At 58.0% G+C, this 26,849-nt stretch carries 27 protein-coding genes; 21 read left to right on the top strand and 6 right to left on the bottom strand.

Translation table 11 applies throughout. From position 1 onward, the window contains the following. Both CLU80_RS28180 and CLU80_RS28175 read left to right on the top strand, forming a co-directional pair. Nucleotides 1–909, top strand: coding sequence for a LysR substrate-binding domain-containing protein (locus tag CLU80_RS28180; protein WP_099759424.1), 909 nt, complete (start codon nucleotides 1–3; stop codon nucleotides 907–909). Continuing rightward, nucleotides 906–1,265 carry an MmcQ/YjbR family DNA-binding protein gene (locus tag CLU80_RS28175; RefSeq protein ID WP_099759087.1) on the top strand — a complete coding sequence of 120 codons (360 nt, stop codon included), beginning with the start codon at nucleotides 906–908 and terminating at the stop codon, nucleotides 1,263–1,265. The genes CLU80_RS28180 and CLU80_RS28175 overlap by 4 nt, the downstream gene beginning before the upstream one ends. Before the next feature lie 117 nt (nucleotides 1,266–1,382). Here CLU80_RS28175 and CLU80_RS28170 read toward each other — a convergent pair whose 3' ends face one another. Together CLU80_RS28170 and CLU80_RS28165 are read right to left on the bottom strand one after the other, a co-directional pair. Further along, nucleotides 1,383–1,814: a DUF1294 domain-containing protein gene (locus tag CLU80_RS28170; protein WP_099759086.1), complete on the bottom strand. Its 432-nt coding sequence runs from the start codon at nucleotides 1,812–1,814 to the stop codon at nucleotides 1,383–1,385. Then, on the bottom strand, nucleotides 1,811–2,641 hold the full coding sequence (locus CLU80_RS28165) for an undecaprenyl-diphosphate phosphatase (RefSeq protein WP_099759085.1): 831 nt from the start codon (nucleotides 2,639–2,641) through the stop codon (nucleotides 1,811–1,813). The genes CLU80_RS28170 and CLU80_RS28165 overlap by 4 nt, the downstream gene beginning before the upstream one ends. Nucleotides 2,642–2,945: 304 nt before the next feature. On the opposite strand from CLU80_RS28165, the gene CLU80_RS28160 reads away from it, so the two are divergent. The 10 genes from CLU80_RS28160 to fapF all read left to right on the top strand — a co-directional run bounded on the left by CLU80_RS28160 (nucleotide 2,946) and on the right by fapF (nucleotide 11,185). Next, the gene (locus CLU80_RS28160; RefSeq protein ID WP_093432798.1) at nucleotides 2,946–4,580 is read left to right on the top strand and encodes a methyl-accepting chemotaxis protein; all 1,635 of its coding nucleotides are present in this window, start codon (nucleotides 2,946–2,948) and stop codon (nucleotides 4,578–4,580) included. Between the two features lie 167 nt (nucleotides 4,581–4,747). Beyond that, nucleotides 4,748–5,311, top strand: coding sequence for a nicotinamide riboside transporter PnuC (pnuC, locus tag CLU80_RS28155; RefSeq protein WP_099759084.1), 564 nt, complete (start codon nucleotides 4,748–4,750; stop codon nucleotides 5,309–5,311). Then, nucleotides 5,308–5,832, top strand: coding sequence for an AAA family ATPase (locus CLU80_RS28150; protein ID WP_099759083.1), 525 nt, complete (start codon nucleotides 5,308–5,310; stop codon nucleotides 5,830–5,832). Before pnuC ends, CLU80_RS28150 begins: the two co-directional genes overlap by 4 nt. 145 nt (nucleotides 5,833–5,977) lie before the next feature. Beyond that, nucleotides 5,978–6,214, top strand: coding sequence for a hypothetical protein (locus CLU80_RS30455; protein ID WP_286079797.1), 237 nt, complete (start codon nucleotides 5,978–5,980; stop codon nucleotides 6,212–6,214). Further along, nucleotides 6,190–6,639, top strand: a complete 450-nt coding sequence (fapA, locus tag CLU80_RS28145; protein WP_093432807.1) for a functional amyloid chaperone FapA — start codon at nucleotides 6,190–6,192, stop codon at nucleotides 6,637–6,639. The genes CLU80_RS30455 and fapA overlap by 25 nt, the downstream gene beginning before the upstream one ends. A 1-nt stretch (nucleotide 6,640) precedes the next feature. Continuing rightward, nucleotides 6,641–7,216 carry a fibril amyloid subunit FapB gene (gene fapB / locus CLU80_RS28140; RefSeq protein ID WP_099759082.1) on the top strand — a complete coding sequence of 192 codons (576 nt, stop codon included), beginning with the start codon at nucleotides 6,641–6,643 and terminating at the stop codon, nucleotides 7,214–7,216. A 73-nt stretch (nucleotides 7,217–7,289) separates the two neighbouring features. Then, complete coding sequence (fapC, locus tag CLU80_RS28135) at nucleotides 7,290–8,297, top strand: amyloid-like fimbrin subunit FapC (RefSeq protein ID WP_093432813.1); 1,008 nt, start codon at nucleotides 7,290–7,292, stop codon at nucleotides 8,295–8,297. Between the two features lie 63 nt (nucleotides 8,298–8,360). Further along, nucleotides 8,361–9,041, top strand: coding sequence for a fibril amyloid maturation endopeptidase FapD (fapD, locus tag CLU80_RS28130; RefSeq protein WP_093432815.1), 681 nt, complete (start codon nucleotides 8,361–8,363; stop codon nucleotides 9,039–9,041). Nucleotides 9,042–9,085: 44 nt separating this feature from the next. Then, nucleotides 9,086–9,832: a fibril amyloid subunit FapE gene (fapE, locus tag CLU80_RS28125; protein WP_099759081.1), complete on the top strand. Its 747-nt coding sequence runs from the start codon at nucleotides 9,086–9,088 to the stop codon at nucleotides 9,830–9,832. Nucleotides 9,833–9,877: 45 nt separating this feature from the next. Next, the gene (fapF, locus tag CLU80_RS28120; RefSeq protein ID WP_093432820.1) at nucleotides 9,878–11,185 is read left to right on the top strand and encodes a fibril amyloid transporter FapF; all 1,308 of its coding nucleotides are present in this window, start codon (nucleotides 9,878–9,880) and stop codon (nucleotides 11,183–11,185) included. Between the two features lie 99 nt (nucleotides 11,186–11,284). Here the strand turns inward: fapF and CLU80_RS28115 are convergent, their stop codons facing one another. After that, nucleotides 11,285–12,610: a sigma-54 dependent transcriptional regulator gene (locus CLU80_RS28115; protein ID WP_016983762.1), complete on the bottom strand. Its 1,326-nt coding sequence runs from the start codon at nucleotides 12,608–12,610 to the stop codon at nucleotides 11,285–11,287. Nucleotides 12,611–12,964: 354 nt separating this feature from the next. Here CLU80_RS28115 and CLU80_RS28110 point away from each other — a divergent pair, with 354 nt between their 5' ends. From CLU80_RS28110 to nhaB, 3 genes are all read left to right on the top strand, one after another. Next, complete coding sequence (locus CLU80_RS28110) at nucleotides 12,965–13,231, top strand: hypothetical protein (RefSeq protein ID WP_095048857.1); 267 nt, start codon at nucleotides 12,965–12,967, stop codon at nucleotides 13,229–13,231. Between the two features lie 280 nt (nucleotides 13,232–13,511). Continuing rightward, nucleotides 13,512–14,813, top strand: coding sequence for an NHL repeat-containing protein (locus CLU80_RS28105; protein ID WP_095126281.1), 1,302 nt, complete (start codon nucleotides 13,512–13,514; stop codon nucleotides 14,811–14,813). Nucleotides 14,814–14,886: 73 nt separating this feature from the next. Further along, nucleotides 14,887–16,389, top strand: coding sequence for a sodium/proton antiporter NhaB (gene nhaB, locus CLU80_RS28100; protein WP_093432826.1), 1,503 nt, complete (start codon nucleotides 14,887–14,889; stop codon nucleotides 16,387–16,389). A 124-nt stretch (nucleotides 16,390–16,513) separates the two neighbouring features. Here the strand turns inward: nhaB and CLU80_RS28090 are convergent, their stop codons facing one another. From CLU80_RS28090 to gnd, 3 genes are read right to left on the bottom strand one after another with little or no spacing between them, the layout of a single operon-like run. Then, nucleotides 16,514–17,335 carry an HAD family hydrolase gene (locus CLU80_RS28090; protein ID WP_099759080.1) on the bottom strand — a complete coding sequence of 274 codons (822 nt, stop codon included), beginning with the start codon at nucleotides 17,333–17,335 and terminating at the stop codon, nucleotides 16,514–16,516. After that, nucleotides 17,332–18,855 carry a glucose-6-phosphate dehydrogenase gene (gene zwf, locus CLU80_RS28085; RefSeq protein WP_099759079.1) on the bottom strand — a complete coding sequence of 508 codons (1,524 nt, stop codon included), beginning with the start codon at nucleotides 18,853–18,855 and terminating at the stop codon, nucleotides 17,332–17,334. Before zwf ends, CLU80_RS28090 begins: the two co-directional genes overlap by 4 nt. Beyond that, complete coding sequence (gene gnd / locus CLU80_RS28080; protein ID WP_095048853.1) at nucleotides 18,852–19,832, bottom strand: phosphogluconate dehydrogenase (NAD(+)-dependent, decarboxylating); 981 nt, start codon at nucleotides 19,830–19,832, stop codon at nucleotides 18,852–18,854. The genes zwf and gnd overlap by 4 nt, the downstream gene beginning before the upstream one ends. A 273-nt stretch (nucleotides 19,833–20,105) precedes the next feature. Between gnd and CLU80_RS28075 the strand changes: the two genes are divergently transcribed. The 6 genes from CLU80_RS28075 to CLU80_RS28050 all read left to right on the top strand — a co-directional run bounded on the left by CLU80_RS28075 (nucleotide 20,106) and on the right by CLU80_RS28050 (nucleotide 26,524). Beyond that, nucleotides 20,106–20,288: a DUF6026 family protein gene (locus CLU80_RS28075; RefSeq protein ID WP_007914840.1), complete on the top strand. Its 183-nt coding sequence runs from the start codon at nucleotides 20,106–20,108 to the stop codon at nucleotides 20,286–20,288. Nucleotides 20,289–20,497: 209 nt separating this feature from the next. Beyond that, nucleotides 20,498–22,246 (top strand): phosphoethanolamine transferase CptA, encoded by a 1,749-nt coding sequence (locus CLU80_RS28070; protein ID WP_099759078.1) that lies wholly within the window; start codon nucleotides 20,498–20,500, stop codon nucleotides 22,244–22,246. 194 nt (nucleotides 22,247–22,440) lie between these two features. Then, nucleotides 22,441–24,870 (top strand): immunoglobulin-like domain-containing protein, encoded by a 2,430-nt coding sequence (locus tag CLU80_RS28065; RefSeq protein WP_099759077.1) that lies wholly within the window; start codon nucleotides 22,441–22,443, stop codon nucleotides 24,868–24,870. A gap of 690 nt (nucleotides 24,871–25,560) precedes the next feature. Then, nucleotides 25,561–25,845 carry a DUF3077 domain-containing protein gene (locus CLU80_RS28060; RefSeq protein WP_099759076.1) on the top strand — a complete coding sequence of 95 codons (285 nt, stop codon included), beginning with the start codon at nucleotides 25,561–25,563 and terminating at the stop codon, nucleotides 25,843–25,845. Further along, the gene (locus CLU80_RS28055; protein ID WP_099759075.1) at nucleotides 25,842–26,108 is read left to right on the top strand and encodes a short-chain dehydrogenase; all 267 of its coding nucleotides are present in this window, start codon (nucleotides 25,842–25,844) and stop codon (nucleotides 26,106–26,108) included. Before CLU80_RS28060 ends, CLU80_RS28055 begins: the two co-directional genes overlap by 4 nt. 206 nt (nucleotides 26,109–26,314) lie before the next feature. Then, the gene (locus tag CLU80_RS28050) at nucleotides 26,315–26,524 is read left to right on the top strand and encodes a hypothetical protein (protein WP_038363062.1); all 210 of its coding nucleotides are present in this window, start codon (nucleotides 26,315–26,317) and stop codon (nucleotides 26,522–26,524) included. Nucleotides 26,525–26,849: the final 325 nt, after the last annotated feature.

The raw sequence follows: 26,849 nt of genomic DNA, 5'->3' as shown, positions 1-26,849 counted from the left end.
ATGCAAGACCTCAACGATCTCTACTATTTCGCCAAAGTCGTCGAGGCCGGCGGTTTTGCTGCGGCCGGGCGCTTGCTCGGGATTCCCAAATCACGGTTATCGCGGCGCATTGCCGAACTGGAAGAACGCCTTGGCGCACGTTTGCTGCAACGCACCACCCGACAACTCAATCTCACCGCGGTTGGCGAACGTTACTTGCGCCACTGTCAGGCGATGCTTCTCGAAGCAGAAATGGCCGATGAGGCGGTGGCGAGCATGTCCAGCGAACCGCGCGGGCGACTGCGCGTTTCCTGCCCTACAGGTCTGGCCCGGGAAATGTTGCCGTGGGTGATCAGCGATTTCCTCGGCAAATTCCCCCAGGTGCAACTGGAAGTCGTACTGCTCAATCGCCGGGTCGATCTGGTCGGTGAAGGCTTTGATGTCGCGTTGCGCGTGCGTGAGCATGGTGACGAGGATCCGCTGCTGGTGACCCGACGCCTGCGTCAGGCGCAGATGGTCGTGGTGGCCAGCCCGGCGTTTTTACAGGGCAAGTCGATCAACCATCCGCAAGACCTGAAGCATCTGCCCGTACTGGGTGCGCTGGAGGCCGATCGTATGGTGCATGTGCGCCTGCTCGATCAGCAGGGCCACAGTTTCGAACTGAACATGGAGGCTCGCCTGGGCATCGATGATTTTGTCGTACGCAAGGCCTGCGTCCTCGCCGGTCAGGGGTTTACCCTGTTGCCGATGATGTATTGCGAGGCGGAGCTGGAAAACGGCACGCTGGTGCAGATGTTGCCGGAGTGGTCACTGCCCGGCGGCTGGCTGCAAGCGGTGTATCCGCATCGACGCGGGGTGATGCCGGCGGTGCGCGCGTGGATCGATCATCTGGTCGAGTCGTTCAATGCCTGTGGGGAGCGGTTGTTATGAGCAAGGGAAAGATGAACGAAGCCGACGTTGCGGCGTTCTGCCTGGCATTGCCGGGCGCTCGGGAAGATTACAAATGGGGCGGCGTGCGAGTGTTTTCGATTGCCGGCAACAAGATGTTTGCCTTGCAGGGGCTGCGTGGGGATTCGCTGGCGTTCAAGGTCGACAAGGATTTGTTTCTTGGCCATTGCGACCGTCCCGGCATTCATCCGGCGCCCTATCTGGCCCGGGCGCAGTGGATCATCATGCACCCGCCCTACCCGTTGGGCGCCGAGGAGTTGCGCGGGTTGTTGCAACGTTCGCATCAACTGGTGGTGGGCAAGTTGCCGAAAAAGACCCAAATCGGTTTGTTGCTGTAAACCCGATCCCTGTAGGAGTGAGCCTGCTCGCGATAGCGGAGTGTCAGTTGGAATTTCTTTGGCTGACACTCCGCTATCGCGAGCAGGCTCACTCCTACATAGGGAGTTGCGGTGTATTCAGAACAGCGTCAGCAGATTCGAGCCAAGAAACAGCTGGTCGATCCAGAACACCTGGTGCAGCAACACAATCACCCAGAACAGAATCTGAAACGACACCTTGCGCGTCTTGTGCCGGAACACCTGCTGGGCGATTAATGCACCCGGCCAGCCGCCCGCCAGTTCCACGGCATGAAGAATGTTCTCCGGAGTGCGCCAGGCATCGGCGCGCGCCTTGCGCTTGTCGGCCCAGTACATGAAGAACGCCAACACGCTCACAACACCGTAAGCCGTCAGCGGCACCAACGAAATCCCGCGCAACCACATCGACACCGAGCCGAACAGCGGCAGCGCGCAGACGATCAGCAGAACCAGCAGTTTCAGCTTCAGATGCTGGATGTTGTTGCCGCCCGAAGGTCGCCCTTCGGGCCGGCGTGCGCGGGAATCACTCATGGCTTGACCGCCGCCCAATCGATCCAGCCAAACTGCCACGTCGCCAGAATGACCAGACCAAAAACGATCCGATACCAGGCAAATGCCGCATAGCTATGGCTGGCAATGAACTTGAGCAAGCCGCGCACGGCGATCATGGCGAAGATGAACGCGGTGACAAAGCCGATGGCAAACACCGGGAAGTCCGCCGGGACAAACAGATGGCGGTACTTGTAGCCCGAGTAGACCGCCGCACCGACCATGGTCGGCATCGCGAGGAAGAAGGAAAACTCGGTGGCAGTCTTGCGCGACAGACCGAAGAGCAACCCGCCAATGATCGTCGAGCCGGAACGCGAAGTGCCGGGAATCATCGCCAGACACTGAGCGAAACCAACCTTCAAAGCATCTTTCCAAGTGATCTCGTCGACTGTTTCGGCGTGCACTGCATGCTGACGCTTTTCCGCCCACAACATGATGATGCCGCCCACCACCAACGCGGTCGCAACGGTAATCGGATTGAACAGGTATTCGTGGATCAGGTCGGCAAAGATCACGCCCAGCACCACGGCGGGCAGAAACGCGATCAGCAGGTTAGCGGTGAAACGACGGGCACTGGGCTGCGTCGGCAAACCGATGATCACATCGAGAATCTTGCGGCGAAACTCCCAGACCACCGCGAGGATCGCGCCGAGCTGGATGATGATATTGAATGCCATGGCCCGTTCGCCGCCGAAGTTCAGCAAGTCGGCAACGATGATCTGGTGTCCGGTACTGGAAATGGGCAAAAACTCCGTGAGCCCTTCTACAACTCCTAGTATCAGTGCCTGCAAGGCCGTCCAAAGATCCATCAATCCCCCAAAGAGCGATGCGCGTCGGCATGCCCCGATAGTATTTTTTTACGTTCACTGCGATCAGCGTAGCTGGTTATGGCTGTACCGATTCCGCACGCACAGGATCCACACGAAACGGTCAAAATTCCGTGAAATTTCAATTTGGATTCAGGTTTTCACGCGCGGGGCCGAAATCCTAACAGACAAGCCTTATTAGCGCTGCCGCGTTATACGACTTGGGTCGCGTATGCCCGCTCACGAAATCGTGGTTGGATGCTGGCGGTCGTTTATTACAAGAAAAAGAATCCGGAGTGACAGCGTTATGAACAGCTTGCGCAGTGTGTCGATCAGCCGACGCTTGTGGCTCATCTTGATTGTGGCGGTGGTCATGTTGCTGACCTTGGGCGTGTTGATGCTCAAGCAGATCCACGACGATCTCTACCACGCCAAGGCCCAGAAAACCCAGCACGTAGTACAGACCGCCAGCGGCCTGCTGACCTACTACCACGACCTCGAAACCGCCGGCACCCTGAGCAAAGAGGCGGCGCAGAAACAGGCGCTGACGGCGATTCGTGGCCTGCGCTACGACCAGAGCGATTATTTCTGGATCAACGACCTCACGCCCGTGATGGTCATGCACCCGACCAACCCGAAACTCGAAGGCCAGAACCTCTCGGCGATCCGCGATCCGGACGGTTTTGCGGTGTTCAACGAAATGGTCGCCATCGCCAGGTCCAAAGGCGCCGGCATGGTCGACTACCGTTGGCCGAAACCCGGCGCCAGTGAGCCGGTGGCCAAGACCTCCTACGTCAAACTGTTCGAACCGTGGGGCTGGGTGCTCGGCTCCGGGGTTTACGTCGACGACGTGCAGGCGGAATTCCAGGGCCAAGTGATCAAGGCTACGGTCATCGGCCTGGCGATTGCCGTGATCATGGCGCTGCTGGTGATCCTCATCGCGCGCAGCATCGTCCGTCCGCTGCAGGAAACCGTGAACGCCATGGCCAACATCGCCAGCGGTGAAAGCGACCTGACCCGCAGCCTCGATACCCATGGCAAAGATGAAGTCACTGAACTGGCGCATCACTTCAACGCCTTCACCGCCAAGCTGCGCCGGGTGATCGGTGATTTGCAGGTGTCGGCCAGTGCACTGGGTCAGTCGTCCAGCGAACTGGGCAACGACGCCACGCAGGCCCAGCAGCGCAGCCAGCAGCAATCGCAGCAGATGGAACTGGTGGCCACCGCGATCAACGAGGTGACCTATGGCGTGCAGGACGTGGCGAAGAACGCCGAGCACGCCGCCGCCGAAATGCGCGATGCCGAAGCGCAGGCGCAACAGGGCCAGATCAACATCGATGGCAGCTTGCAGCAGATCGACAAACTGTCCGGCACTATCGATCAAGCGGTGGAAGTGATCCGCACCCTCGCCGCCGAAAGTACGCAGATCGGCAGCGTGCTGGAAGTGATTCGCTCGATTGCCGAACAGACCAACCTGCTCGCGCTTAATGCCGCGATTGAAGCGGCGCGGGCCGGTGAGCAAGGTCGCGGATTTGCCGTGGTGGCGGATGAAGTACGCTTGTTGGCGCAACGTACGCAGAAGTCGACGGCGGAAATCCAGTCGATGATCGAGCGTCTGCAGAACCATTCCGAAGCCGCTGTGAAAGTGATCGGCGACAGCAGCAAGGCGTCGCAACTGACCATCGAACAAGCCGGGTTGGCCGGTGCGAGTCTGAATGCGATTGGCCAGGCACTGCGTAATCTCAATGGCCTGAACGCTTCGATTGCCAGCGCCACGTTGCAGCAGGCGCATGTGGTCGAGGACATTAATCAGAACGTCACTCAGGCGGCCGGCCTCTCGCACAGCACGGCGATCGCTGCCGAACAATCGAGTGCGGCCAGCCTGAAACTTGGCCAGTTGAGCGAACAACTCAACACCCTCCTGCGCCAGTTCCGCGTCTGACCCAAAACCTGTGGGAGCGAGCTTGCTCGCGAAAGCGTCAGGTCAGTCAAAGAAGATTTCGACTGCACAGGCCCCTTCGCGAGCAAGCTCGCTCCCACAGGGTTCTTCAGTGTCTGGGCGAATGCAGTACAATCCGCCCCCTCCTCAATTTCCCCCAAGGAACCCCCATGTCCGGGCTTGAACTGTTTGCCGCCGCCCTCGGGGTGATCGCCGTGTGGCTGACGGTCAAACAGAATCCGTGGTGCTGGCCGATCGGTCTGGTCATGGTGCTGCTCTATAGCTGGATCTTCTTTGAAGTGAAGCTGTATTCGGACATGTTGCTACAAGTGATCTACGCCGCGCTGCAAGTCTATGGCTGGTGGCAATGGACCCGCGCCGGGACGATGCATGACGGTCGTGAGGTCACGCGCCTCGATCAACGCTCGGTCCTGATCGGCTTGGGCGTTGGCGCGGTCGGCAGCCTGTTGCTCGGTGCGGCCATGGCTCACTGGACCGACGCCGCGCAACCGTGGCTCGATGCCGCGCTGACCGGTTTCAGCCTGGTCGCGCAACTGTGGATGGCGCAGAAACGCCTGCAATGCTGGGCACTGTGGTTTGTGCTGGATGTGATCTTTGTCGGCTTGTTCATCTATAAGGGGCTGTACCTGACCGCTGCGCTGTACGGGCTGTTCACTCTGCTGGCGATCCAGGGCTTTCGCGAATGGCGTGCTGACCCGGCGTTGCGCACATGAAGGTTGTGGTCCTGACCGGCCCCGAATCCACCGGCAAGAGCTGGCTGGCGGCGGGCCTGCAACAACGCTTTGGCGGCTTGCGGGTGGATGAATACGTGCGTCGGTTTATCGAACTCAATCCCCGCGATACATGCCTGGCCGACATCCCTGATATCGCTCGGGGCCAGTTGCAATGGGAGGATGAGGCTCGGGCGCAACAGCCGTCACTGCTGATTCTCGACACCCATCTGCTGAGCAACATGCTGTGGAGCCAGACGCTGTTTGCTGACTGTCCGGACTGGCTGGAAACCGAGCTGTTGGCACGGCATTACGACCTGCACCTTCTTTTGTCCCCGGAACAGATCGACTGGACCGATGACGGTCAGCGCTGCCAACCGGATCTGGACGAGCGTCTGGCGTTTTACCAAGCCACGCAGAACTGGCTGGAAAACCACCATCAACGCTTTCAGGTCATCGAGGGCAATTGGGCCGAGCGCCAGTCGCAGGCATTTGCCGCCGTCGAGCAACTGCTGGCTGAGTGACCCGGTCAAAGGGTCCCTTTCCCACGCGATTTCCCCTGTTTTGGGGACAAAGTGTCCAATCCTGAAACACTCGCCCGCGTGCAAAGTGCCCGTTTCAGCACGGTTCACAGCTTTGTCATGCCGGTTGTTACGCGGGTGAAACACCTTGGCGCAAACCCTTGTGCCAGAGCTTTATTCAGCCAATAGACAGGTCAACGCCACCCTGCGTGTATCAGCCATGAAACAGGCGGTGTATCAGGCCGGCGCATCTATTTCCCAAGCAATTGAAATTGAAAGATATTTCAAAAGCGGCACAGCTTTCGCTCTCTCCTTCACAACGCTGACTAGGGCCAGCCCACTGAAGAAGGAATTGCAGCCGTGGGGAATATCAAAAAAGGTTTGACCTGCCTTCTGCTGATCGGATCAGCAGCCAGTACGTTCATCAGCTTCAACGTGCAGGCAGAAGGCAATGGCGTGATTGTCCTCAACCGCGATGTTCAGCCTATTCCTATCGGTCGCAGCGGCGGTAAAGACCCCTATCCAACCACAGTCAATGCTAACCCTTCAGCCCGCATCAATCAGGCGATGAGCAGCACTGAGCTCAATGACGGTGAGTTTGCCAGCGTAGCCAGTGGCTCCTCGATCCGCGGCAACATCAGCACACCGACGGCGAATCTGCCTGGCATGAACACCCTGACCAATACCAACGGCCTGCCCGGTATGAGCAGCGGCCACGGCGGCGGCGCCGGCGGTTCCATCTCCAACACCGTCAACCGCGCAATGGGCGCAGGCCTGGCTCCGCTGACCCGCATGGCTGGAGGCCAATAAGATGAATCGCACCCTGCTCCTGCTCGCCCTCTTCGGTTGCGCCAACGCCATGGCCGCCGACCCCAGCTCAGTGAACAACGCGAACATTCAGGACACCGGCATCCAGTACCGCGGCAACTACAACGTCAACCAGGCCGCCGGCGACCAGATGCAACAGACCAACACCAAGGCGATCGCCATTGGCACCTCGGCCAGCGCCACCAGCAATGTTCGCCAAACGATCGACACACCCGCCAATCCTTCGACGAATGCCAGCGCGACCATTGGCGGCAACTCTTTCAGTAATGGCAACGGGATCCTCGGTGTGAACCAGGGCGCCGGTGCCAACAACCAGATGGCCAACGTCACGCGCGTCAGCATCAGTGCTGGCCCGCAGAGCGTTGACGACAGTGCCCTTTCGCAACAGAACGTGGCGCTTTTACCGAGCTCAGGAGCAACTGGTACCTCACCCGGCAGTCGCCAGGTCACGACAAGTGATCAGGCCTTCACCGGCAGCCGCGGGGTAATCCAGGTGAACCAGAGTGCTGGGGTGGGGAACCGTATGGCTAACACCCTGAGCATCCGGGTCGCTGACTGACCCAAACAACAAAAGCAGTGCAATTAGAAAGTACCAACACTTAACCAACTAATAAGCACGATGGAGAAACACCATGAAACCTACAATGGCTCTCAAACCACTGGTTTTCGCACTTGCAGCAGTGATGGCAATCGCAGCACAGGCAGGCGGTCGTGATGACGATCATGGTAACGGGCACGGCAATGGTCATGGCAACCATGAACCAAAAGGGCCTACCCTGGAACAACTTCTGCAAATCGGCGCCGGCGCTGGTGCTGCCGTACTCGACACGCAGAACAGCGATGGCAACCTGGTGGGCAACCAAGGCACCAAAAATGATGCCTCCGTTCGCGACTCCGCCAATGGCACCAACGGCAACGTCGGCATGAACAACACCGCCGGGGATGGCAACCAACAAGACAACGCCGCTGCACTGGCAACTGCCGACGAAAGCTTCATCTTCGGCAGTGCCGTGTCCGTTTCCAGCGCGACTCAGGTCAACAACAACAACGCGGTTGCCAACTACTCGACAACCAACAACGCCAACCTCAACAACGTGGGTAACGGCGGTTCCGGCAACATTGGTGTGAACAACAGTGCCGGCAACTTCAACCAACAGAAAAACAACCTGGCCATTGCTGTATCCGGTGGTCGTGTAGCTAACGCCGCTGCCGCTGCCAACCAAAGCTCCACTGGGTTGACTGTGTCCAACAACGGCACTCAAACCTACAAAACCGATACTCTGAGAGGCACCTTCACCGCTGCCGGCGCATTCGTGGCAGCTGGCAAAGCGACCATCGAAGGCGACAAAGGCCATGGTGGTGGCGGTTATGGCGACAACGACCGTGGTCATGGCGGCAACGGCGGCAGCAAAGATCAGAAAGCGACCTTTGAAGCTGTCGGCATCTTCGGTCTCGCCGGTGTAACCACGCAACAAGTGCTGACCCCTGATGGCTGGAAAAACCCTGTGACCAACAACGCAAGCATCTCCAACGTTGGCAACAACTTCTCCGGCAACGCTGGTTACAACAACGCCGCTGGTGTTGGTAACCAACAAAGCAACTCGCTGTCCATCGCTGCAGGTTGCAAAGCCTGCCTGTAATCGCGATCGAAACGAAAGCCCCGGAAACGGGGCTTTTCCTCAGTCCGCAAAGGCGTATCGATCATGCGTAAGACTGCCCTTTTCGCTCTGCTTTGCCTGTCCGGCCTGACCCAGGCTGCCCAGATGCCAGTCGCTGCCCTCCCAGGCGGCGTACTCGTCTACAAGAATGTGCAAAGCATTCGTGAGCGCAAGTTTTCCGACATTGTCGAACAGAAAACCGATTTCAGCTGCGGCGCTGCTGCACTGGCTACGGTGTTACGCCAGGCCTATTGGCTCGACGTCGATGAGGAGCACATCATCAAAGGCATGCTGGTCAACGCTGACCAGGACCTTGTTCGTACTCAAGGGTTTTCCATGCTGGACATGAAGCGCTACATAGAAAGCATCGGCATGCGCGCCAGGGGTTACAAGATTCCGCCGGAAAAACTCGATGCTGTAACCATCCCGGTGGTGGTACTGATGGAAATTCGCGGCTACAAGCATTTCGTGGTTCTGCAGCGTTCGGACAAGGATTGGGTTTACATCGGAGACCCGGTTCTCGGCCATAAACGCTACAAACATGATGACTTTGTCAAAGGTTGGAACGGCATTGTCTTCGCCATCGTCGGCCCCGGTTATGACAAAACCAATGCATTGCGCAGCCCGCCGACACCGCTGACGGCGAAGAACAAGCTGGATAACTTCAACCCTGTCAGAGATGCTGAATTGATGGACTTCGGGTTCATACAGAGCGACTTCTTTTAATCGCCGATTATAAAGAATGGGGCTGGATGTCCCGGGAGCAGCAAATGAAAACCTCATACTGGCTGGCCGCCGCCTGCCTGGCAGCGAGTGCGTCAGGCTATGCCAATGCAGGATTCAAACCTATAGAAATACAAGACAAGGAGTTGTCCGAACTACGTGGTCGTTATGTCATGCCGGGGCGGATTATCAGCTTCGGCATTGTCATGAGCAGTACCTGGCGCAACGCCAGTGGCGATTTGATCGGGGCTTCGACCTCGATGCAACTTCAGGCTGCAACGGTAAAACCTGAATTCTATGTTCAAACCATCAAGGAACACGGCAACGGCAGCGCCCTTTCTACGGGTACCGGCACAATCACCGGTGGCGCCGGCCTCGACAGCAGCCAGGGCGTAACACAGAGCGTACGCGCTGCGGGTGACAGCAATACCGCCTATAACAACGTTGCCATCAACGTTAAAGAAGCCAGTCAGGCGCCAGCACTGGTGCCCACCCAAGGGCAGGCGCTGATGGCCGGGCAAACCATCGGCGGCAGCAATGCGGCAGGCAGCGTGGCGGTTTCGGCCAACGGTGGCGGCGTACAAATGGCCATTCAGGCCTCCGGCAATCAAGGTACGGCCCTGCAACAGGTCGCTCAAGGCGGCTTGCTGCAGAACACCCGTTTGCTCGGCAGTGCCAACGTGGTCAATAACATGACTCAACTCAACGTCGTCCTGAACAATAACGGCATGAGTGCCGGTGCACTGGATTGCAACCTGACTCAGCTCAGGGCACTACGCAATATTGGATATTGAACTACGCTGAGTCTCGATCATTGGGCTTAAAGGGACGGCTTATTCATGTATCGATCAGTATCACTGCGTGCCGCTGTTTGCTTGAGCACTCTTCTACCTGCAGCGATGCTGCAAGCGGCACCGGACGCCGACGTAGAAGTCCTGAAACAAGAGCTTCTGGAGCTGAAACAACGTTACGAAGTACAACAAAAGGCCCTGGCGGTACTCGAACAACGGGTTCGCCAGGTCGAAGATCAACCGGCGGCGCCACCACCCAAAAGGTTGGCCAAGTCGCCGTCGGATATGAAAGGCAATCCAAAAGTGGCCACCGGGACCGGGGCCGCAGCAGCGTCGGGGGGCGCAGCCGGAGGCAGCGGGGCTTCTTACGGGCAATCGCTGGCAGATGATTCACAACCGGCACAGAGTGTGTCCAACCTGTATGACGAGGCCAGTGGCTTCTTCGGCGGTGGCAAATTCAGCTTCGAAACCGGTATCACCTACTCGCGCTATGACACCCGTCAGTTGATCCTCAACGGCTTTCTGGCCCTCGACTCGATCTTTCTCGGCAACATCAACCTCGACCGGATCAAGGCCGACACCTGGACCCTTGACCTCACGGGCCGCTACAACTTCGACAATCGCTGGCAGTTCGACCTGAACGTGCCGGTGGTCTACCGCGATTCGACTTATCAATCCGGCGGCGGCAACGGCGGAGCGTCCAACGTCACGACCGAGCAGGACGTGACACGCGATCCAACCATTGGCGACGTCAACTTCGGCATCGCCTACAAGTTCCTCGATGAGTCAGCCAACACGCCGGATGCGGTCGTCACCTTGCGCGTCAAGGCGCCAACCGGCAAGGATCCGTTCGGGATCAAGCTGCGCCAGACCGACGCCAACTCCAACCTGTTCGTGCCTGACACCCTGCCCACCGGCAACGGCGTCTGGTCGGTCACGCCGGGGATCTCGCTGGTCAAGACGTTCGACCCGGCGGTGCTGTTCGGCAGCTTGTCCTACACCCACAACCTGGAGGAGTCGTTTGACGACATCAGCTCGACGGTCAACCAGAAAAACCCGGGCAAGGTCAAGATCGGCGACAGCTTCCAGATCGGCGCCGGTATTGCGTTTGCGCTGAACGAGAAGATGAGTATGTCGTTCTCGATGTCTGACCTGGTGCAGCGTAAAAGCAAGCTGAAGCAGGATGGCGGCGATTGGCAATCGGTGGTATCCAGTGACGCCAACGCCGGTTATTTCAACGTCGGCATGACCATTGCGGCCACCGACAACCTGACCATTGTTCCGAACTTGTCGATCGGTTTGACCGACGATGCACCGGACTTTTCCTTCAGCCTGAAATTCCCTTACTACTTCTAGGAAAAAGCAAAAGATCGCAGCCTGCGGCAGCTCCTACAGGGATTACACAAACCCAATGTAGGAACTGCCGCAGGCTGCGATCTTTTGATCTTCAGGTATCTAGCGAATCTGGTGTTTATGCAGCAGGCGATAAAACGTCGGCCGAGACACCCCGAGCACTTTGGCCGCCACACTGAGATTATCGCTGTGCCGGTTCAACACATCACACAACGCCTGGCGTTCGGCGCGGGTCTTGTAATCTTCCAGCGTGCCCATCGGTGTGGCGATCGAGTGCTGACTGATCAAGCCCAGATCCCGGGCCTCGATCTGCCGCCCTTCAGCCAACACCAAACCTCGTCGCACACGGTTGGCCAGTTCACGGACGTTACCCGGCCAGTCATGTTTGCCCATGGCAATCAGCGCGTCTTCGCTGAAGCTACGCGGGCGGCGACCGGTTTCATGGCTGTAGAAGTGGGAAAAGTGGTTGGCCAGCATCGAGAGATCACCATGGCGTTCACGCAACGGCGCGGTGACCACTTGCAGCACGTTGAGCCGGTAATACAGGTCTTCGCGAAAACGTTTCTTCTCGATGGCCGCCTCAAGGTCGACGTGAGTCGCCGCCAGCACACGCACATCCACCGGGATCGGCTGGCTGCCGCCGACGCGTTCGATGTGTTTTTCCTGCAAAAAGCGCAGCAGATTGGCCTGCAGTTCCAGTGGCAGATCACCGATCTCATCGAGAAACAGCGTACCGCCATTGGCTGCCTCAATGCGCCCGACCTTGCGCTGATGCGCACCGGTAAACGCGCCTTTCTCGTGGCCGAACAGCTCGGACTGAATCAAATGTTCGGGAATCGCCCCGCAATTGATCGCCACAAATGGTTTGCTGTGACGTTGGGATTGCCGATGCAGCGTGCGCGCGACCAGTTCTTTGCCGGTACCGCTTTCACCGCGGATCAGCACCGGCGATTCGGTCGGTGCCAGTTTGCTGAGTAACTTGCGCAATTCGCGGATCGGCTTGCTGTCACCGAGCAGTTCATGTTCGGGCTGATCGACGTGAATCGTGCCCTGCCCGCGCAAGCGCGCCATGCCGAATGCCCGGCCAAGGGTGACCTGCACCCGCGACACGTCGAACGGCAAGGTGTGGAAATCGAAAAACCATTCACAGACGAAGTCACCGACGTTCTGTAAACGCAGGACTTCCTGATTGAGCACGGCGATCCATTCAGTGCCGCTGCGACTGATCAGCTCCTTGACCGCCTCGGGGCGTTCAAGATGAAACGGCTGTAATCGCAACAAGCCGACATCACAACTGCGGTCGGCGGCATTTTCCAGGGTGCAACTGTCAACATCCCAACCTACGGCGCGTAATCCGGGCAATAAGCGGTGGCAGTCGTCGCACGGATCGACTACCAATAAACGTCGTAACGCTGGCGCTTCGCTCATGACTGTTCCTTGGCGCCAAATTATTAGAAATGATTGTAAAAACAGTCATTTGGCAGACCCGACTGTAACATTAGCAAGATTTTGACAGCGCCTTGTATCGATTGCTTATAGGTGTACAAGCAAACGCGTTATAAGAAACCAGGTTGTTAGTTAGCTATCGACTAAATTGCTGTTTCAACCTTTCAGTGAGCTTTCAAAAGCTGCCCACAAAGCAACCCCCTGAAAGAAAGTTGAAATTTCTTTGTTTCATGTGTGACCTGCCTACCGGTTCGGTGCATCAGTACAAGTACCAGCCGAACGGTAAGCCCAACCGACGGCACATCATTTGATTGGGCACGACAGAGAGAAAACCCCATGACCGCCCCGCTCCGTATCAACGAAGCTCTTTTGATTGCCAACCACGCGTTCAAACCTTTCCAGTGCGTGGCCTGGGCGCCACAAGACGGCAATGGCGAGCTCAGCCTGACCGTGATCGACCGGACCAACTCGCACATCGGTCGCAAACAGATCCCGAGCAGCGCCTACTCTGATCCGGCGCAACTCGAGCAACTGTTGGAGCAGGCTCGCGCTGAACTCAGCGAAGAAGGTTACAGCCTGCAATCCTGGTCGATGCCACACTAACAGCCGGGCGATGCGGATGACGCTCAGGTCATCCGCCCTACTCTGTTAGTTCCAGTCTTTTTAACTCTCCGTACTTTTACACAACTATTTGCAACTTATTCAGGCGTAACTGCTTGGCCGGCTTGCTATTGGTTCAAAAAGACACTGTTCTGGCACAGTGCGACCGTCCACCTGTTAGTTCTTACAGTTGTACTTCTCCCGGTTCAGGGATTGAATGTTTCGCTCATGCAGTTACCCGCCCGGTTCCCGGTACCAGGTCAACTCGCAAGGAGATGCGTGCATGTCCACTCTGAACACTTTTGCGCTGCCGGCGCTATCGACTTCGTTATTGAGTCGAGCCGGTCAACTCGACAGAACATTTGCCGCTACCGGCGTCGCTCAAGTGTATTTCGCGGGCAGTGTGTCCAGCCTGACCGAGGACATCGCCCTCGATTCGCACGGGCGGGTGCTGGTCGCAGCTAAGGTCGGCGTCGCCACCGGTAGCCGATTCGGCCTGGCACGGATGCTTGCCGATGGCTCGGCCGATCTGACCTTTGGCGATCAAGGCAGCGTGATCGAAACCTTTGCCCCGGGCTTTGAAGCCACGGCCGGTAAAGTCCGGGTACTCCCCGACGGACGCATCCTGCTCGCCGGCCTGCATTATGAAAACGCTCATCGCACCTTGCCGGCTCTGGCCATGTTTGACGCACAGGGCAAGCCGGATCTGCGCTTCGGTGACAACGGTCGTCAGGTAGTGCGCCTGCCCGGCGACTTGTCCATGGGCAGCCGTGATGCCTGGCTACCGCCGGGCGTCCCGGGTGCTGAAGCCTGCGACTTTGTAGTCCAGGACGACGGCCATATTCTGCTGATCGCCAATCACCATTTCGAACTCGCCGACCATGCCGGCATGCTGATTCGCCTCAAGCCCGACGGCAGCCTCGATGAAACCTTCAACGGCCGCGGCTTCGTGATGATTCGCCACTTGCTGCTCAACACCTGGCTCAGCAGCCTGCTGTTGCAAGAGGATGGGCGAATTGTAGTGGCCGGCTCCATCGACTTTCCACAGGAGGGTCTGTTGGCGCGCTACCTGCCCGATGGTCGCCTCGACGAGCGTTTTGCCGTGGACGGATTCATGGCGTTCAAGGCTCACGGGCAAAGCGCTCAGGTCAGTCAGGTCCTGGAATCGGCCGATGCACTGCATTGTTTCGGCAGCAGTCGCGACCCGATCCGTTGCATGGCGTACAGCCTGCACACCAACGGTCGACCGAACCTGCACCATCACGGCGTGCAACCACAGTTGCTGGAAATCGGCCCGAGCGGCTGCCAATGGAGCGCCGCCCAGCGCATGGCGGACGGCCGCATCATCGCGGTCGGTGCAACCATTGGCGGATTCGAAGCAGATTTTATTGTTGCTCGTTACCAGAGGGACGGCGGCCTGGATCACAGCTTCGGTGACGGCAAAGGCTGGCTGCGCACACGTCTGGGGCGCAGTCTAGACACGGCCAACTCGCTGGCGGTGCAAGCGGACAATGCCATCCTCGTCGGCGGTTATTCATTGGATGGCAACTACCGAGCCATGGTGGCGCGTTACCTGAACCATTGAAAAACACGCACTGTACTTGATCTTCCGCAACGCATCCGGCAACTTGCGCGCTTCTAAAGACAAGGAGCAGCCGATGTCCGGTTCAATGGCCCAGGCGTTCGCGCAAAATTTTCTCGGGCACTCGCCACGCTGGTACAAGGCGACCATCGTCGGTTTCCTCATCCTCAACGCCGTCGTGCTGTTCAGCGTCGGCCCGGTCGCGGCCGGCTGGTTGCTGGTGATCGAATTCATCTTCACCCTGGCGATGGCGCTCAAGTGCTATCCGCTGATGCCCGGCGGTTTGTTGTTGATCGAAGCGCTGCTGCTGAAGATGACCACCCCGCAAGCGCTTTACGATGAACTGGTGCACAACTTCCCGGTGATCCTGCTGCTGATGTTCATGGTGGCCGGTATCTACTTCATGAAAGATCTGTTGCTGTTTCTGTTCTCGCGCCTGCTGTTGGGCGTGCGTTCAAAAGCGATACTGGCCTTGCTGTTCTGCTTTCTTTCCGCGTTTCTGTCGGCGTTTCTCGATGCCTTGACGGTGACCGCAGTGATCATCAGTGCGGCGGTCGGTTTCTATTCCGTTTATCACCGTGTCGCGTCGGGCAACGATCCGCGCCAGGACAGTGAGTTTGCTGACGACAGGAACCTGCCGAAACTTCACCATGACGATCTGGAACAATTCCGTGCGTTCCTGCGCAGTCTGTTGATGCACGGCGCGGTCGGTACGGCGCTGGGCGGTGTCTGCACACTGGTGGGCGAACCACAAAACCTGCTGATCGGCCACGAAATGGGTTGGCACTTCGCCGAGTTCTTCCTGAAAGTCGCGCCGGTGTCGATACCGGTGCTGGCAGCGGGTCTGGTCACCTGCGTGTTGCTGGAGAAGCTGCGCTGGTTCGGCTACGGCACACTGCTGCCGGACAATGTTCGCGCCGTGCTGGCCAACTACGCCGCCGAAGACAATGCCGAGCGCACAGCGCGCCAACGCGCAGCCCTGCTGGTGCAAGGCGCGGCGGCACTGATCCTGATCGGCTGCCTGGCCTTTCACATCGCCGAAGTCGGTTTGATCGGCTTGATGGTGATTGTGTTGATCACCGCGTTTACCGGCATCACCGACGAACATCGTCTGGGCAGCGCATTCAAGGACGCCATGCCGTTCACGGCGTTGCTGGTGGTGTTTTTTGCGGTGGTCGCGGTGATTCACGATCAACAGCTGTTTGCGCCGTTGATCGAGTGGGTGCTGGCCCTGCCGGTCGAGCAACAACCGGGCATGCTGTTCATTGCCAACGGCCTGCTCTCGGCGATCAGTGACAACGTGTTTGTCGCCACGATCTACATCACCGAAGTGAAACAGGCGTTCCTCGCCGGCCACATGAGCCGCGAGCATTTCGAGACGCTGGCGATCGCGATCAATACCGGTACCAATCTGCCGAGCGTGGCGACGCCGAATGGTCAGGCTGCATTCCTGTTTCTGCTGACCTCGGCGATTGCACCGCTGGTACGCCTGTCGTACGGGCGGATGGTGTGGATGGCGTTGCCTTACACCTTTGTGATGGGGCTGCTGGGCTGGTACGCGGTGAGCTATTGGCTCTAACCAACACCGCGTAAAAACTGTAGGAGTGAGCCTGCTCGCGATAGCGGTGTGTCAGCCCAGGAAATGGTGACTGATACATTGCTATCGCGAGCAGGCTCACTCCTACATTTGGTTTTGCGTGCTTTCAGCGAGGGAGGATGTATTTCTCGATCGCTTGCGCCACGCCGTCTTCAGTGTTCGGCGCGGTGACCACGTCGGCTTGGCGCTTTACGGCGTCCTCCGCCTGGGCCATGGCTATCGAAAAGCCTGCACAATGGAACATCGCCGGGTCGTTGCCGCCATCGCCGATGGCCGCTGTCTGCGCCAATGGAATACCGAGATGTTCGGCCAGCGTCGCCAGCGCGGTGCCTTTGTTGGCTTCCAGCGCCGTGACGTCGAGATACACCGGTTGCGAACGCGACACTTGCGCCATGCCATTGACCTTGGGCAACAGGCGCGCCTCCAATTCGATCAACAGCTCAGTGTTGTTACTGGTCGCGACGATCTTGTCGATGCGCTCAAGATACGGCTCGAAACTCTCCACCACCACCGGCGGATAACCGAGGCCATGCTGCTCGCGCGGCACCATTGGCCCGTGCGGATCCTTGAGCAGCCAGTCGCCGCCGCTGAACACCCAGATCTCGACTTCCGGCTGATCAGCAAACGTGGCCAGCGCAATCAGCGCGGTGCTGGCCGGCAGGTAATGCGCGACCAAAAGACTGCCGTCAGGATTGACGATAGTGCCGCCGTTGAACGCCGCCGTCGGCAAATCGACACCCAAGGCTTCGATCTGCTGCAACATGGCTTTCGGCGGTCGACCGGTGGCGAGACTGAACAACACGCCGGCCTCACGCAACGAACGCACTGCTTCGATGGTGCGCTGGCTCAGCGTGTGGTCGGGCAGCAGCAGCGTGCCGTCCATGTCACTGAGCAGAAAACGGATAGGTTGTTGCGGAAAGTCACTCATCCGAGGCCATGCCAGACGCGGCCATCGCGAGTCAGCAGGTCTTCAGCAGCCTGCGGGCCGTCCTCACCAGCGGCATAAGTCTGCACGCTCGCATCCTGCTGCCAGGCGTCGAGGAACGGCTGCACGGCACGCCAGCCGTTTTCAATGTTGTCGGCGCGCTGGAATAAAGTCTGATCGCCGGTCAGGCAGTCATAGATCAGGGTTTCGTACCCGGTCGACGGCTGCATCTCGAAAAAGTCTTTGTAGGCAAAACCCAGCTCGATGTTGGCCATGTTCAACGCCGGCCCCGGCCGTTTGGCCAGCAGGTCGAACCACATGCCTTCGTTGGGCTGGATCTGGATGCGCAGGTAAGTCGGCTGTAATTCGTCGACTTCGGTGTCACGGAACTGCGCGTACGGCGCCGGTTTGAAGCAGATGACGATCTCGGTGTCGCGCACGCTCATGCGTTTGCCGGTGCGCAGGTAGAACGGCACGCCGACCCAGCGCCAGTTGTCGATCATCACCTTCAGCGCCACGTAGGTTTCGGTGTTGCTGTCAGGCGAGACGTTGGGCTCCTGGCGATAACCGCTCAGCGGCTTGCCGTCGACCTCACCGGCGCTGTACTGACCGCGCACCGAGTTGGCCCGCGCCTCTTCAGTGGTCCACGGACGAATTGCCCCCACAACCTTGGCTTTCTCGCCGCGCACCGCGTCGGCGCCAAACGCGGCCGGCGGTTCCATGGCGACCATGGCCAGCAACTGGAACAGGTGATTGGGCACCATGTCACGCAGGGCGCCGGTGTGTTCGTAAAAACTGCCACGGGTTTCGACGCCGACGGTTTCAGCGGCGGTGATCTGCACGTGGTCGATGTAGTGATTGTTCCAGAAGGCTTCGAACAGGCTGTTGGAGAACCGGCTGACCAGAATGTTCTGCACGGTTTCCTTGCCCAGATAATGGTCGATCCGATAGATCTGCTTCTCGGACATCACCTTGAGCAAACAGGCGTTCAACGCTTCGGCGGTTTGCAGATCGCAGCCGAACGGCTTCTCGATCACCACCCTTCTGAACGCTTCGGGAGTTTCTTCGAGCAATTTGGCCGCGCCGAGACGGCGCACCACTTCACTGAAGAAACGCGGCGCGGTGGCCAGGTAGAACACCGCATTGCCAGTGCCGCTGTCGGCGATTTTCGCCGCCAGCGCGGAATAAGTGCTGTCGTCCAGGAAGTCGCCCTGGACGTAGCTGATACCTTTGGCGAGCTTGGCCCACAAAGCCGGATCAAGCATCTGATCGCCCTTGCCGACCTTCGCCGCCACTTCGGTGCGGATGAAATCTTCGAGCTTCTGCGCGAAGGCCTCATCGGTAATGGCGTTGTGGTCAACGCCGACGATCCGCAGATTGTCGTCAAGCAAGCCGTCGCGACTGAGGTTGTACAGCGCCGGCATCAGCAAGCGCTTGACCAGGTCACCGTGGGCACCGAACAAAAACAGCGTGGTCGGTGGTGCGGGTTCTGCCTTGGATTTTCTGCGGATCGTATGGGTCATTTCTTCGGTGTCTCCACGTGGCCGCCGAAGCCGAAGCGCTGGGCCGAAAGAATCTTGTCGCCAAAGGTGCCCTGACCGCGCGAGCGGTAGCGCGAGAACAGCGAGTTCGACAGCACCGGTACCGGCACCGCTTGTTCCATGGCCGCTTCGATGGTCCATTGACCTTCACCGCTGTCGGCAACCGAACCGGAGAAGCCGTCGAGCTTCGGATCGCTGGCCAGTGCATCGGCGGTCAGGTCGAGCAACCACGACGACACCACGCTGCCACGGCGCCACACTTCAGCGATGTCGGCCACATTGAGGTCGAAACGCTGATCTTCCGGCAGGCGCTCACTGGACTTGGTCTTGAGGATGTCGAAGCCCTCGGCGAACGCGGCCATCATGCCGTACTCGATACCGTTGTGAATCATCTTCACGAAGTGCCCGGCACCGGCGGGACCGGCGTGGATGTAGCCGTGTTCGGCGCGGTGGTCGTCGGACTTGCGATCCTTGGTGCGCGGGATATCACCCATGCCCGGCGCCAGAGCAGCGAACAGCGGGTCGAGGCGCTGCACGGTTTCGGCGTCACCGCCGATCATCATGCAATAGCCACGCTCCAGGCCCCAGACGCCGCCGGAGGTACCGACGTCGATGTAGTGCAGGCCTTTCTCGGCCAGAGTTTTGGCCCGGCGAATATCATCCTTATAGTTGGTGTTGCCGCCGTCGATGATGGTATCGCCGGCTTCGAGCAAAGTGCTCAGGGTGTTGATGGTGTCTTCGGTCGGCGCGCCGGCCGGCAACATGACCCAGACCGCACGCGGTTTGGCCAGGCCGGCAACCATTGCCGGCAAGTCGGCGACGCCGGTGGAGCCCTCGGCGACCAGGTTCTCGATGAAAGCGGTATTGCGGTCGTAAACAACGGTGGTGTGACCGTTGAGCATCAGACGTCGCGCAATATTGCCGCCCATGCGGCCCAGTCCAATAATCCCGAGTTGCATGTGCTGATGCTCCTTACTACAAATAAATGTGTGTCATTGGTTATAGCCCAACGCGACTGATGGAGGTTAGTCCAGAGCGTTGCGATGAAGTTTCCGGGCATTGTGCCCGATCCAGACTGATAACGCCCCGAATCCTGCCGAAGACACACCGACCATGAAAAATAAAAAAGTTCCATTCACAGGCAAAAGAAATCAAAATCGGCGCCGATAGTAAGTCAGTACCCCAAAGCGGGGACGACCTACAGTTGATGCACGCCATTTGCGAGGTGAGCAATGGGCACAGTACACACAGCAATGCCGCCACAAACCCTGTACGTGACAATCCGTCGCGATGAATTGCGCCAGTTGAAAGACGAACGCGACCAGTTGAAACAGGAGCTGGCGCAGCTGCGCCTGTTGACCCAAGGTGTGCAGCCGCAACCTTTGCCGGTCGTTCAGCGTCACCCCCACGCCTGATCCCCGCCTGTTTCGGGAACGGCCACCGCTGTTCCCGACATGATCCATCGCTGCCCGCCTCTCTATAGAGCAAAGCGGCAACTCACAAACTTTTCACATTCTCTTCGTAATACTCCGCCCCATTCTGGCCGTACCTGCGCGTACGGCCTCCGTTCGTCGGCTTCATGGATGTTCCGGCGGTGGTTGTAACGAGTGAGCTGGAGCGCCGAATGGCATTGTTCAAACGCAGCAAAACGACTGCGACAGGTTTCGACTGGGCCGGTTTTATCTGGCTGTTTGTATTCTTCTGGTACTTCTCGGGTATCACCCAACTGCTGATCCAGCTGACCGGCACCTCCGGCTTCAGCGGATTCCGTCAGGCGTTCTTTATGAGCGCGCTGTGGCTGGCGCCCATGCTGCTCTTCCCCAAACGCACCAAACTGCTCGCTGCCGTGATCGGCGTGGTGTTGTGGGCCTGCTCGATGGCCAGTCTTGGCTATTTCTTCATTTATCAGCAGGAATTCTCGCAAAGCGTCATCTTCATCATGTTCGAGTCGAACATCTCTGAAGCCGGCGAGTACATGACCCAGTACTTTGCCTGGTGGATGGTGGTGGCATTCCTTGCCCATACCGCGTTCGCGTATTTCCTGTGGACCCGCCTGCGCCCGGTGTACATGCCCCGTGGCCGTGCGCTGGTAGCGGCGACGGCGATCGTGATCGCGGTGGTCGGCTACCCACTGGTCAAGCAAACCCTGCGCATGGGCACCTTCGCCCAAGGCTTCGAGAAATTCGAAACCCGTATCGAACCGGCGGTGCCATGGCAGATGGCCGTGGCCTACCACCGTTATCTGGATACCCTTGCCGACATGCAGGGCATGTTGCATAACGTGAGCAAGATCCCGCCGCTGAAAAACCTCAAGGATGCCTCGGCCGACCAGCCGAAGACCCTGGTGCTGGTGATCGGTGAATCGACCAACCGTCAACGCATGAGCCTTTATGGCTATCAGCGCAACACCACGCCGGAACTGGACAAGCTCAAGGATCAACTGGCGATCTTCGATAACGTCGTCACCCCGCGTCCGTATACCATCGAAGCGTTGCAGCAAGTGCTGACCTTCGCTGACGAAGAGCATCCGGATCTGTACCTGTCGACGCCGTCGCTGGTCAGCATGATGAAACAGGCCGGCTACAAGACCTTCTGGATCACCAATCAGCAGACCATGACCAAGCGCAACACCATGCTCACCACGTTCTCCGAACAGGCCGACGAGCAGGTGTACCTGAACAACAACCGCAATCAGAACGCCGCGCAGTACGATGGTGATGTGATCGAGCCGTTCAACAAGGCGTTGGCTGACGCCGCGCCACGCAAGCTGATCGTTGTGCATTTGCTCGGCACGCACATGAGCTATCAGTACCGCTATCCGCCGACGTTCGACAAGTTCCAGGACCGCACCGGCGTGCCAGCCGGCGTGCGTGACGACCAGGTCCCGACCTACAACAGCTACGACAATGCCGTGCTGTACAACGACTTCGTGGTGTCGAGCCTGATCAAGGATTACGCCAAATCCGATCCGAACGGCTTCCTGCTGTACCTCTCGGACCACGGTGAAGACGTGTTCGACTCAGTGGGCCACAAGACTCTGGGCCGCAACGAAAACAAACCGACCGCGCCGATGTACACCATCCCGTTCATGGCCTGGGCGTCGCCGAAGTGGAAAGCCAACCACGACTGGAACTTCGCCGCCGACCTCGATCGCCCGTATAGCAGCTCGCATCTGATCCACACCTGGGCTGACCTGGCCGGTTTGAGCTTCGATGAACTCGATCACAGCAAGAGCCTGGTCAGCGACAGCTTCAAGGCTCGCCCTCTGCTGATCGGCGATCCGTACCAGACCGAGCAGCGTGCGCTGATCGACTTCAGTTTGATGAAGCCGAAGAAACCCGGTACCACCGTCGCGGACGCGGTGGAGCAGTAATACCGAAGGGGCCTGGAAAGGCCCTTTTTTCATGGGCGCAGATACGTATAACCCCAGTTTTTTTTAACCTCCGCTACACCCTACCGTTCGTCGCCACCTGTCAGAGTTGACAGTAGCCAGCCTTCCCCGCCCCGGTGTTTGATCAACCGATCCCGGCCAGAACTCCTTCTGGCCAGCCACTAGGAAGGTGTCCCATGGCAATCACTCGGTCAAGCAACGAGACGCAAGCGCTCTACCCTGCCACAATCGCTTTGGCCACCGACGGTGTCATCAGCGATCAAACGCCACCCGCCGGTGTGCCGGTGCAGGGGGTGCCGCTGGGGATATTCAAGGAGGTGCGTCGCGACAACGGCACGTTCGCTGCGGCGGTCCAGGTGTTGATCGATCCACCGCTGGATCCCGATCAATACGAAGAAATCACCCTCTGGCTCAATAGCGTGCAGATCGGCCTTCCTCAGGAAGTCGGCAATGAAATCATCGCCTTCAATATGTTCCAGTCCGACTTGCGTGACGGGGTTACCAACGTCATCCAGTACAAACTGAAAAGGCATTCCGGCAATCAAGACGAATCCACCGAGTTATGGGCGCTCTATAGCGCGACATTGCCCGGTGGCAATGATGTACCGGGCAGTGGCGAGCACCCGGGTTTGGGCATCAGCCTGCCGGCCGAATGGGGTGATCCGGCGAACATCGACAAGGACAAGATCGACAACAAAGTCCCTCTCACCCTCGCTTATTCGCACATGAAGGCCCACGACGAAGTCACGGTGCAAATCGGCAACGAGCGCTTCAACTTCACGGTAAAACCTGGCGAGGTGGGTGCATCGTTTGTAGCGCTGATCGATCGTGAGCAGTTCGAACTGGTGGGCAGCCAGGACAACTGCCCGTTCTCTTACACCGTGGTTGATCAACTGCTCAACGCTGCGCATAAACGGCGTTGGTCGAAGATTATCCGGGCGAACGTTGATGTTGACGGGGTGACGCTGGGCAAGCCGATTTTGCGGGAGATACTCGACGACTCAGAGGATGTGGCGACAGAAATCGACCTGGGGAAACTGGCCACCAATGATTTGCTGGTGGTTGTCTCAACCCGAAGTGACGCTTTCAATCTGGGCGACAAGATCAAGGCTGAATACATCGCCAGGATAGAAGGACAAACCGTCGCTGACGCGCAGGTGGAAGGCACCGTAGAAACAGATGAAATCGGAGAGAAAAAGCACTGTGTTTTGAACGTGGCCAATGCCAAGGTCATTGCCGGCAGTAGCGTGACGGTGACTTACGCATTGTCCACGGCTAACGGAGATCCGGTGGGCAAGTCCGAAACTGCCACGGCGACAGTTGTTGGCACGCGAGCTGTGCTTAAACCGCCGAAAATCAAAGAAGCCCCCAACGACATTCTTGATCCGATTGCTGCAAAAGACACGCTGACGGCCATCGTGACAGCCTATGACAACATGATCGGAACCCAGGTTCGCGTGACCTGGCATGGCACGCCCGGTCAGGGCAGCGCAACAACGGACCCCGTCGATATCACCGAGCAGGCGGACAAGGATGTTACATTGTCCAGGTCAGTGGTTCCGTTCAATTTGGGCAAACAGGTGAGCGTGACTTACACCGTGATCCGCAATTCAGTACCGCAGGGCTCGGATGAATTGCTTCTTGGCGTGCTTCCGATCACCGATGGCGATCCAAGACTAGGTATGCCATTGATCATCGAAGCTGCAGATAGCGGTAACGGCCCTACGCTCGATATCAGCGCGCTGACCACTAACGCAACGATGCGAGTAAACAGCTACCCTTTCATTGCTCTGGAGCAATATGTCTGGCTGCGTGTGACAGGCACCCTCAACGATACGAACGGCAGCGAGTATGCAAAAACTTTCTGGCAGCCACCGGGTTCGAAAACCAACAGTACGTGGATCAGCCAAGGCTTTCATACCCACACATTCCCGCTCGCCGATTTGAAAAGTTTGAAGAACGGCAGCGACTTAAAAATGGTATTCAAAACAGGGCTGGGAGGTAGTGTGGACGAACGGGAGGCGACGACAATCAAAGAGCGTGTTTATAACGTCAGGACCGCACCCCCTCTCGTCTGGGATGATAGTCCGGTGACACTAACAGTCCATACCGCTTCATTTGAAGGGGCCCGTCCAGACTGGGATATTATCGCAGATACTTATTCACGTCCCTTATACCGGGGAGCCAAAGAAGGAGTTCCTCCTTACACATACAAATCAGCAAATGAAAGCGTCGCCACAGTTGATCGGGTTGGCAATATCAAGGCTGTGGGCAAAGGAAAAACCATTATTACGTTGCAAGACGACGCAGGCGAAACTAAAACTCTTGAAGCCACAGTAATACAAGAACACTACACTCTGTTATATTCCCCTCACCCTGGCACTCAAGAGGACTTTGTTGTGTGGGCAGGGAAAGTTGGCGGGAAATTGCCCCCTCCTTATTTTCTTGATCTTGCTCTCCCCCGCTTGTATCGCCCAAAAAATACCAGTTGGTATCACGTGTCATATCGACGAAATCCCACTACTGAAGAGATGATGAATCCGTATCTTAATATCCAGTTCGTACCTTTTCCAAACATCGCACCATTTCTAGTCGTCAAAGAATAACTGATTACCAAACGGAGCCAGACTATGTCGTCTGTATTTTCATAGAAACTTCCCAGCCCATGGTAAATCCCACACTAACAGTGTGTGAGATTTACCATAGGTTTCGATCTTTTTTGTCGGAGAACTCAAAGGGGCCAGACTAGAATGGCACTTACTTAACAGCTAACCACTTGAGCTGAAAGCAAAAATTGAAGAAGGGCTGGTCTTGGTCTACGGCAATTAAACGAATTAAACGGGGCCAGACCACGTTATCTGCATTTCTGATCGAAGATCGTAGCCTTCAGTAACTCCTAAGCGATTCAGTGTAGGAACTGCTGCAGGCTGCGATCTCTTTTGTCAGAAGGAACCTGACAGATTGTCAAAGCCAGTAGCCTTGCCCCTACAAAGAATTCCTTCAAACTCCGGCAGATTGCAGCGGTTGACTGCCCTGCCCTCACTCCCTATCCTCGCGCCTGTCACGACTCATTCGTGATCGGGTTTGACGGCCTGGACATCCTTACTACGCGCATAGCCTTTCTCTGCTCGTGCACTTGTGTGCCCGCTCATTGCTTATGGTGACTGTGTGTGGGGCATCTTCGGATGCGCCGGGTTTGTGAGGACCGGTCCGTCAACCTGCGCACAGTTGCCACCCATTCGTTTGACGGCGATTCCGTGGCAGCTCTCTTCAATCCTGAAAGAGATACCTCACTTATGACGCAAGCAACCACGATATCCACCCCCTTCGCCCCCTGCGACCACGTCGCCCACCACCTCTTCACCGTCCAACCCGACATCCCCCTCCTCGACGCCCTCGAACACGCCTCCGTCTACCTCAACTGCGCCGAAGCCCTCGCCCATCAAGCCCCGACCGCCACCCGCCCGGAACACAGCGGCTCCCTGCACTGGGCCAGTCAGCAAATGCTAGCCACCGCCCGCGCACTGGTGCTGGCCTCCGTGGCCGGCTTGCACGCCGCGCAGGCCGGAGGTGAGGCATGAGTGCGCACATTTCGATGACCCACAACGAGGACAGCATTCCGGTTTTACTGATCTCCACCGAAGCACCGCTGGATGTCTTGCACAGCAGCGCGGCCAGTCGCTTTCTGGCGGTGACGCAGATGATGGAAAGTCTGGCCAGCCTGGATATCTCGTCGGCCAAGGGTGCCGATGTGCAGCAACTGGCCCATGCGGCGGCGATGTTGTTGCGTGACGGCTGTGACGTGATGGATGTGCTGGGGCGGCAGATTCGCTTGCGGGTCTGAGTCTTGACTGGAAGCTCTGATCCCCGTTCTTCGGGCGCGGCGCACCTTCGTTTGATGTGCGCCGCATCTCTCAGATATCGCCTCGCAACATGCTGCAAAACCTGCGCTGATCGGGCGTTAACTCCGCGTTAATTCAGGCCTCCCAGACTCTCTTCCGAGATCTGCTTCATGGACGAACGGCTCCCACTTGTTCAGTAGGAGGCACCATGAAAATCACTACCGCAATCCTTGCCGGGCTGTTTGCCCTGGGTTCTGCCAGCGTTTTTGCCGAGGGCGGCGCTGAACGTATGCGTTATTACTACGACAATTTCCCGGTTCACCACGCCCAGAGCGAGCAAAAGAGCGACGCCAACGCGAAGGAAATTCGCGTTCCCGCCGATCAGACGGCGCAAGTGACCGAGTCGTATCGCGACTGAGATTGACCGAGCAACCGATGGACCTTCCGTGGCTCCGCTCTGGCCTGGAAGAAGACAGTTTGGCGCCCTGGTTGGGGCGCCTTTTTTATGGGCAATGAGCGGGGTGTTCGACCTTATGCTGTCGCGAGTTCGCAGATGGGGTTGGGTCAGCAAGATCCAACCCCTCACCCCAGCCCTCTCCCCAAAGGGGCGAGGGGGAAAGGGAGCCGATTTTCATGCTTTTCAAAACCTGAGTTCGGCTCGATGTCTCAGGTCGGCGTATCTTGCCCAAACACCTCGGTCAGTCCCCTCTCCCTCTGGGCGGTCCGACGTTTCGGGAGGGTTA

It is taken from the genome of Pseudomonas sp. 29 (assembly GCF_002754355.1).
In the GTDB taxonomy this organism is placed as follows: Bacteria; Pseudomonadota; Gammaproteobacteria; order Pseudomonadales; family Pseudomonadaceae; genus Aquipseudomonas; species Aquipseudomonas neuropathica.
This window is presented reverse-complemented; position numbering and strand designations above follow the sequence as displayed.

Excerpts from the sequence above, each read along its gene's own strand:
- CLU80_RS28180 (WP_099759424.1), top strand. The coding sequence starts at position 1 with ATGCAAGACCTCAACGATCTCTACTATTTCGCCAAAGTCGTCGAGGCC.
- CLU80_RS28175 (WP_099759087.1), top strand. The coding sequence starts at position 906 with ATGAGCAAGGGAAAGATGAACGAAGCCGACGTTGCGGCGTTCTGCCTG.
- CLU80_RS28170 (WP_099759086.1), bottom strand. The coding sequence starts at position 1,814 with ATGAGTGATTCCCGCGCACGCCGGCCCGAAGGGCGACCTTCGGGCGGC.
- CLU80_RS28165 (WP_099759085.1), bottom strand. The coding sequence starts at position 2,641 with ATGGATCTTTGGACGGCCTTGCAGGCACTGATACTAGGAGTTGTAGAA.
- CLU80_RS28160 (WP_093432798.1), top strand. The coding sequence starts at position 2,946 with ATGAACAGCTTGCGCAGTGTGTCGATCAGCCGACGCTTGTGGCTCATC.
- pnuC (WP_099759084.1), top strand. The coding sequence starts at position 4,748 with ATGTCCGGGCTTGAACTGTTTGCCGCCGCCCTCGGGGTGATCGCCGTG.
- CLU80_RS28150 (WP_099759083.1), top strand. The coding sequence starts at position 5,308 with ATGAAGGTTGTGGTCCTGACCGGCCCCGAATCCACCGGCAAGAGCTGG.
- fapB (WP_099759082.1), top strand. The coding sequence starts at position 6,641 with ATGAATCGCACCCTGCTCCTGCTCGCCCTCTTCGGTTGCGCCAACGCC.
- fapC (WP_093432813.1), top strand. The coding sequence starts at position 7,290 with ATGAAACCTACAATGGCTCTCAAACCACTGGTTTTCGCACTTGCAGCA.
- fapD (WP_093432815.1), top strand. The coding sequence starts at position 8,361 with ATGCGTAAGACTGCCCTTTTCGCTCTGCTTTGCCTGTCCGGCCTGACC.
- fapE (WP_099759081.1), top strand. The coding sequence starts at position 9,086 with ATGAAAACCTCATACTGGCTGGCCGCCGCCTGCCTGGCAGCGAGTGCG.
- fapF (WP_093432820.1), top strand. The coding sequence starts at position 9,878 with ATGTATCGATCAGTATCACTGCGTGCCGCTGTTTGCTTGAGCACTCTT.
- CLU80_RS28115 (WP_016983762.1), bottom strand. The coding sequence starts at position 12,610 with ATGAGCGAAGCGCCAGCGTTACGACGTTTATTGGTAGTCGATCCGTGC.
- CLU80_RS28110 (WP_095048857.1), top strand. The coding sequence starts at position 12,965 with ATGACCGCCCCGCTCCGTATCAACGAAGCTCTTTTGATTGCCAACCAC.
- CLU80_RS28105 (WP_095126281.1), top strand. The coding sequence starts at position 13,512 with ATGTCCACTCTGAACACTTTTGCGCTGCCGGCGCTATCGACTTCGTTA.
- nhaB (WP_093432826.1), top strand. The coding sequence starts at position 14,887 with ATGTCCGGTTCAATGGCCCAGGCGTTCGCGCAAAATTTTCTCGGGCAC.
- CLU80_RS28090 (WP_099759080.1), bottom strand. The coding sequence starts at position 17,335 with ATGAGTGACTTTCCGCAACAACCTATCCGTTTTCTGCTCAGTGACATG.
- zwf (WP_099759079.1), bottom strand. The coding sequence starts at position 18,855 with ATGACCCATACGATCCGCAGAAAATCCAAGGCAGAACCCGCACCACCG.
- gnd (WP_095048853.1), bottom strand. The coding sequence starts at position 19,832 with ATGCAACTCGGGATTATTGGACTGGGCCGCATGGGCGGCAATATTGCG.
- CLU80_RS28075 (WP_007914840.1), top strand. The coding sequence starts at position 20,106 with ATGGGCACAGTACACACAGCAATGCCGCCACAAACCCTGTACGTGACA.
- CLU80_RS28070 (WP_099759078.1), top strand. The coding sequence starts at position 20,498 with ATGGCATTGTTCAAACGCAGCAAAACGACTGCGACAGGTTTCGACTGG.
- CLU80_RS28065 (WP_099759077.1), top strand. The coding sequence starts at position 22,441 with ATGGCAATCACTCGGTCAAGCAACGAGACGCAAGCGCTCTACCCTGCC.
- CLU80_RS28060 (WP_099759076.1), top strand. The coding sequence starts at position 25,561 with ATGACGCAAGCAACCACGATATCCACCCCCTTCGCCCCCTGCGACCAC.
- CLU80_RS28055 (WP_099759075.1), top strand. The coding sequence starts at position 25,842 with ATGAGTGCGCACATTTCGATGACCCACAACGAGGACAGCATTCCGGTT.
- CLU80_RS28050 (WP_038363062.1), top strand. The coding sequence starts at position 26,315 with ATGAAAATCACTACCGCAATCCTTGCCGGGCTGTTTGCCCTGGGTTCT.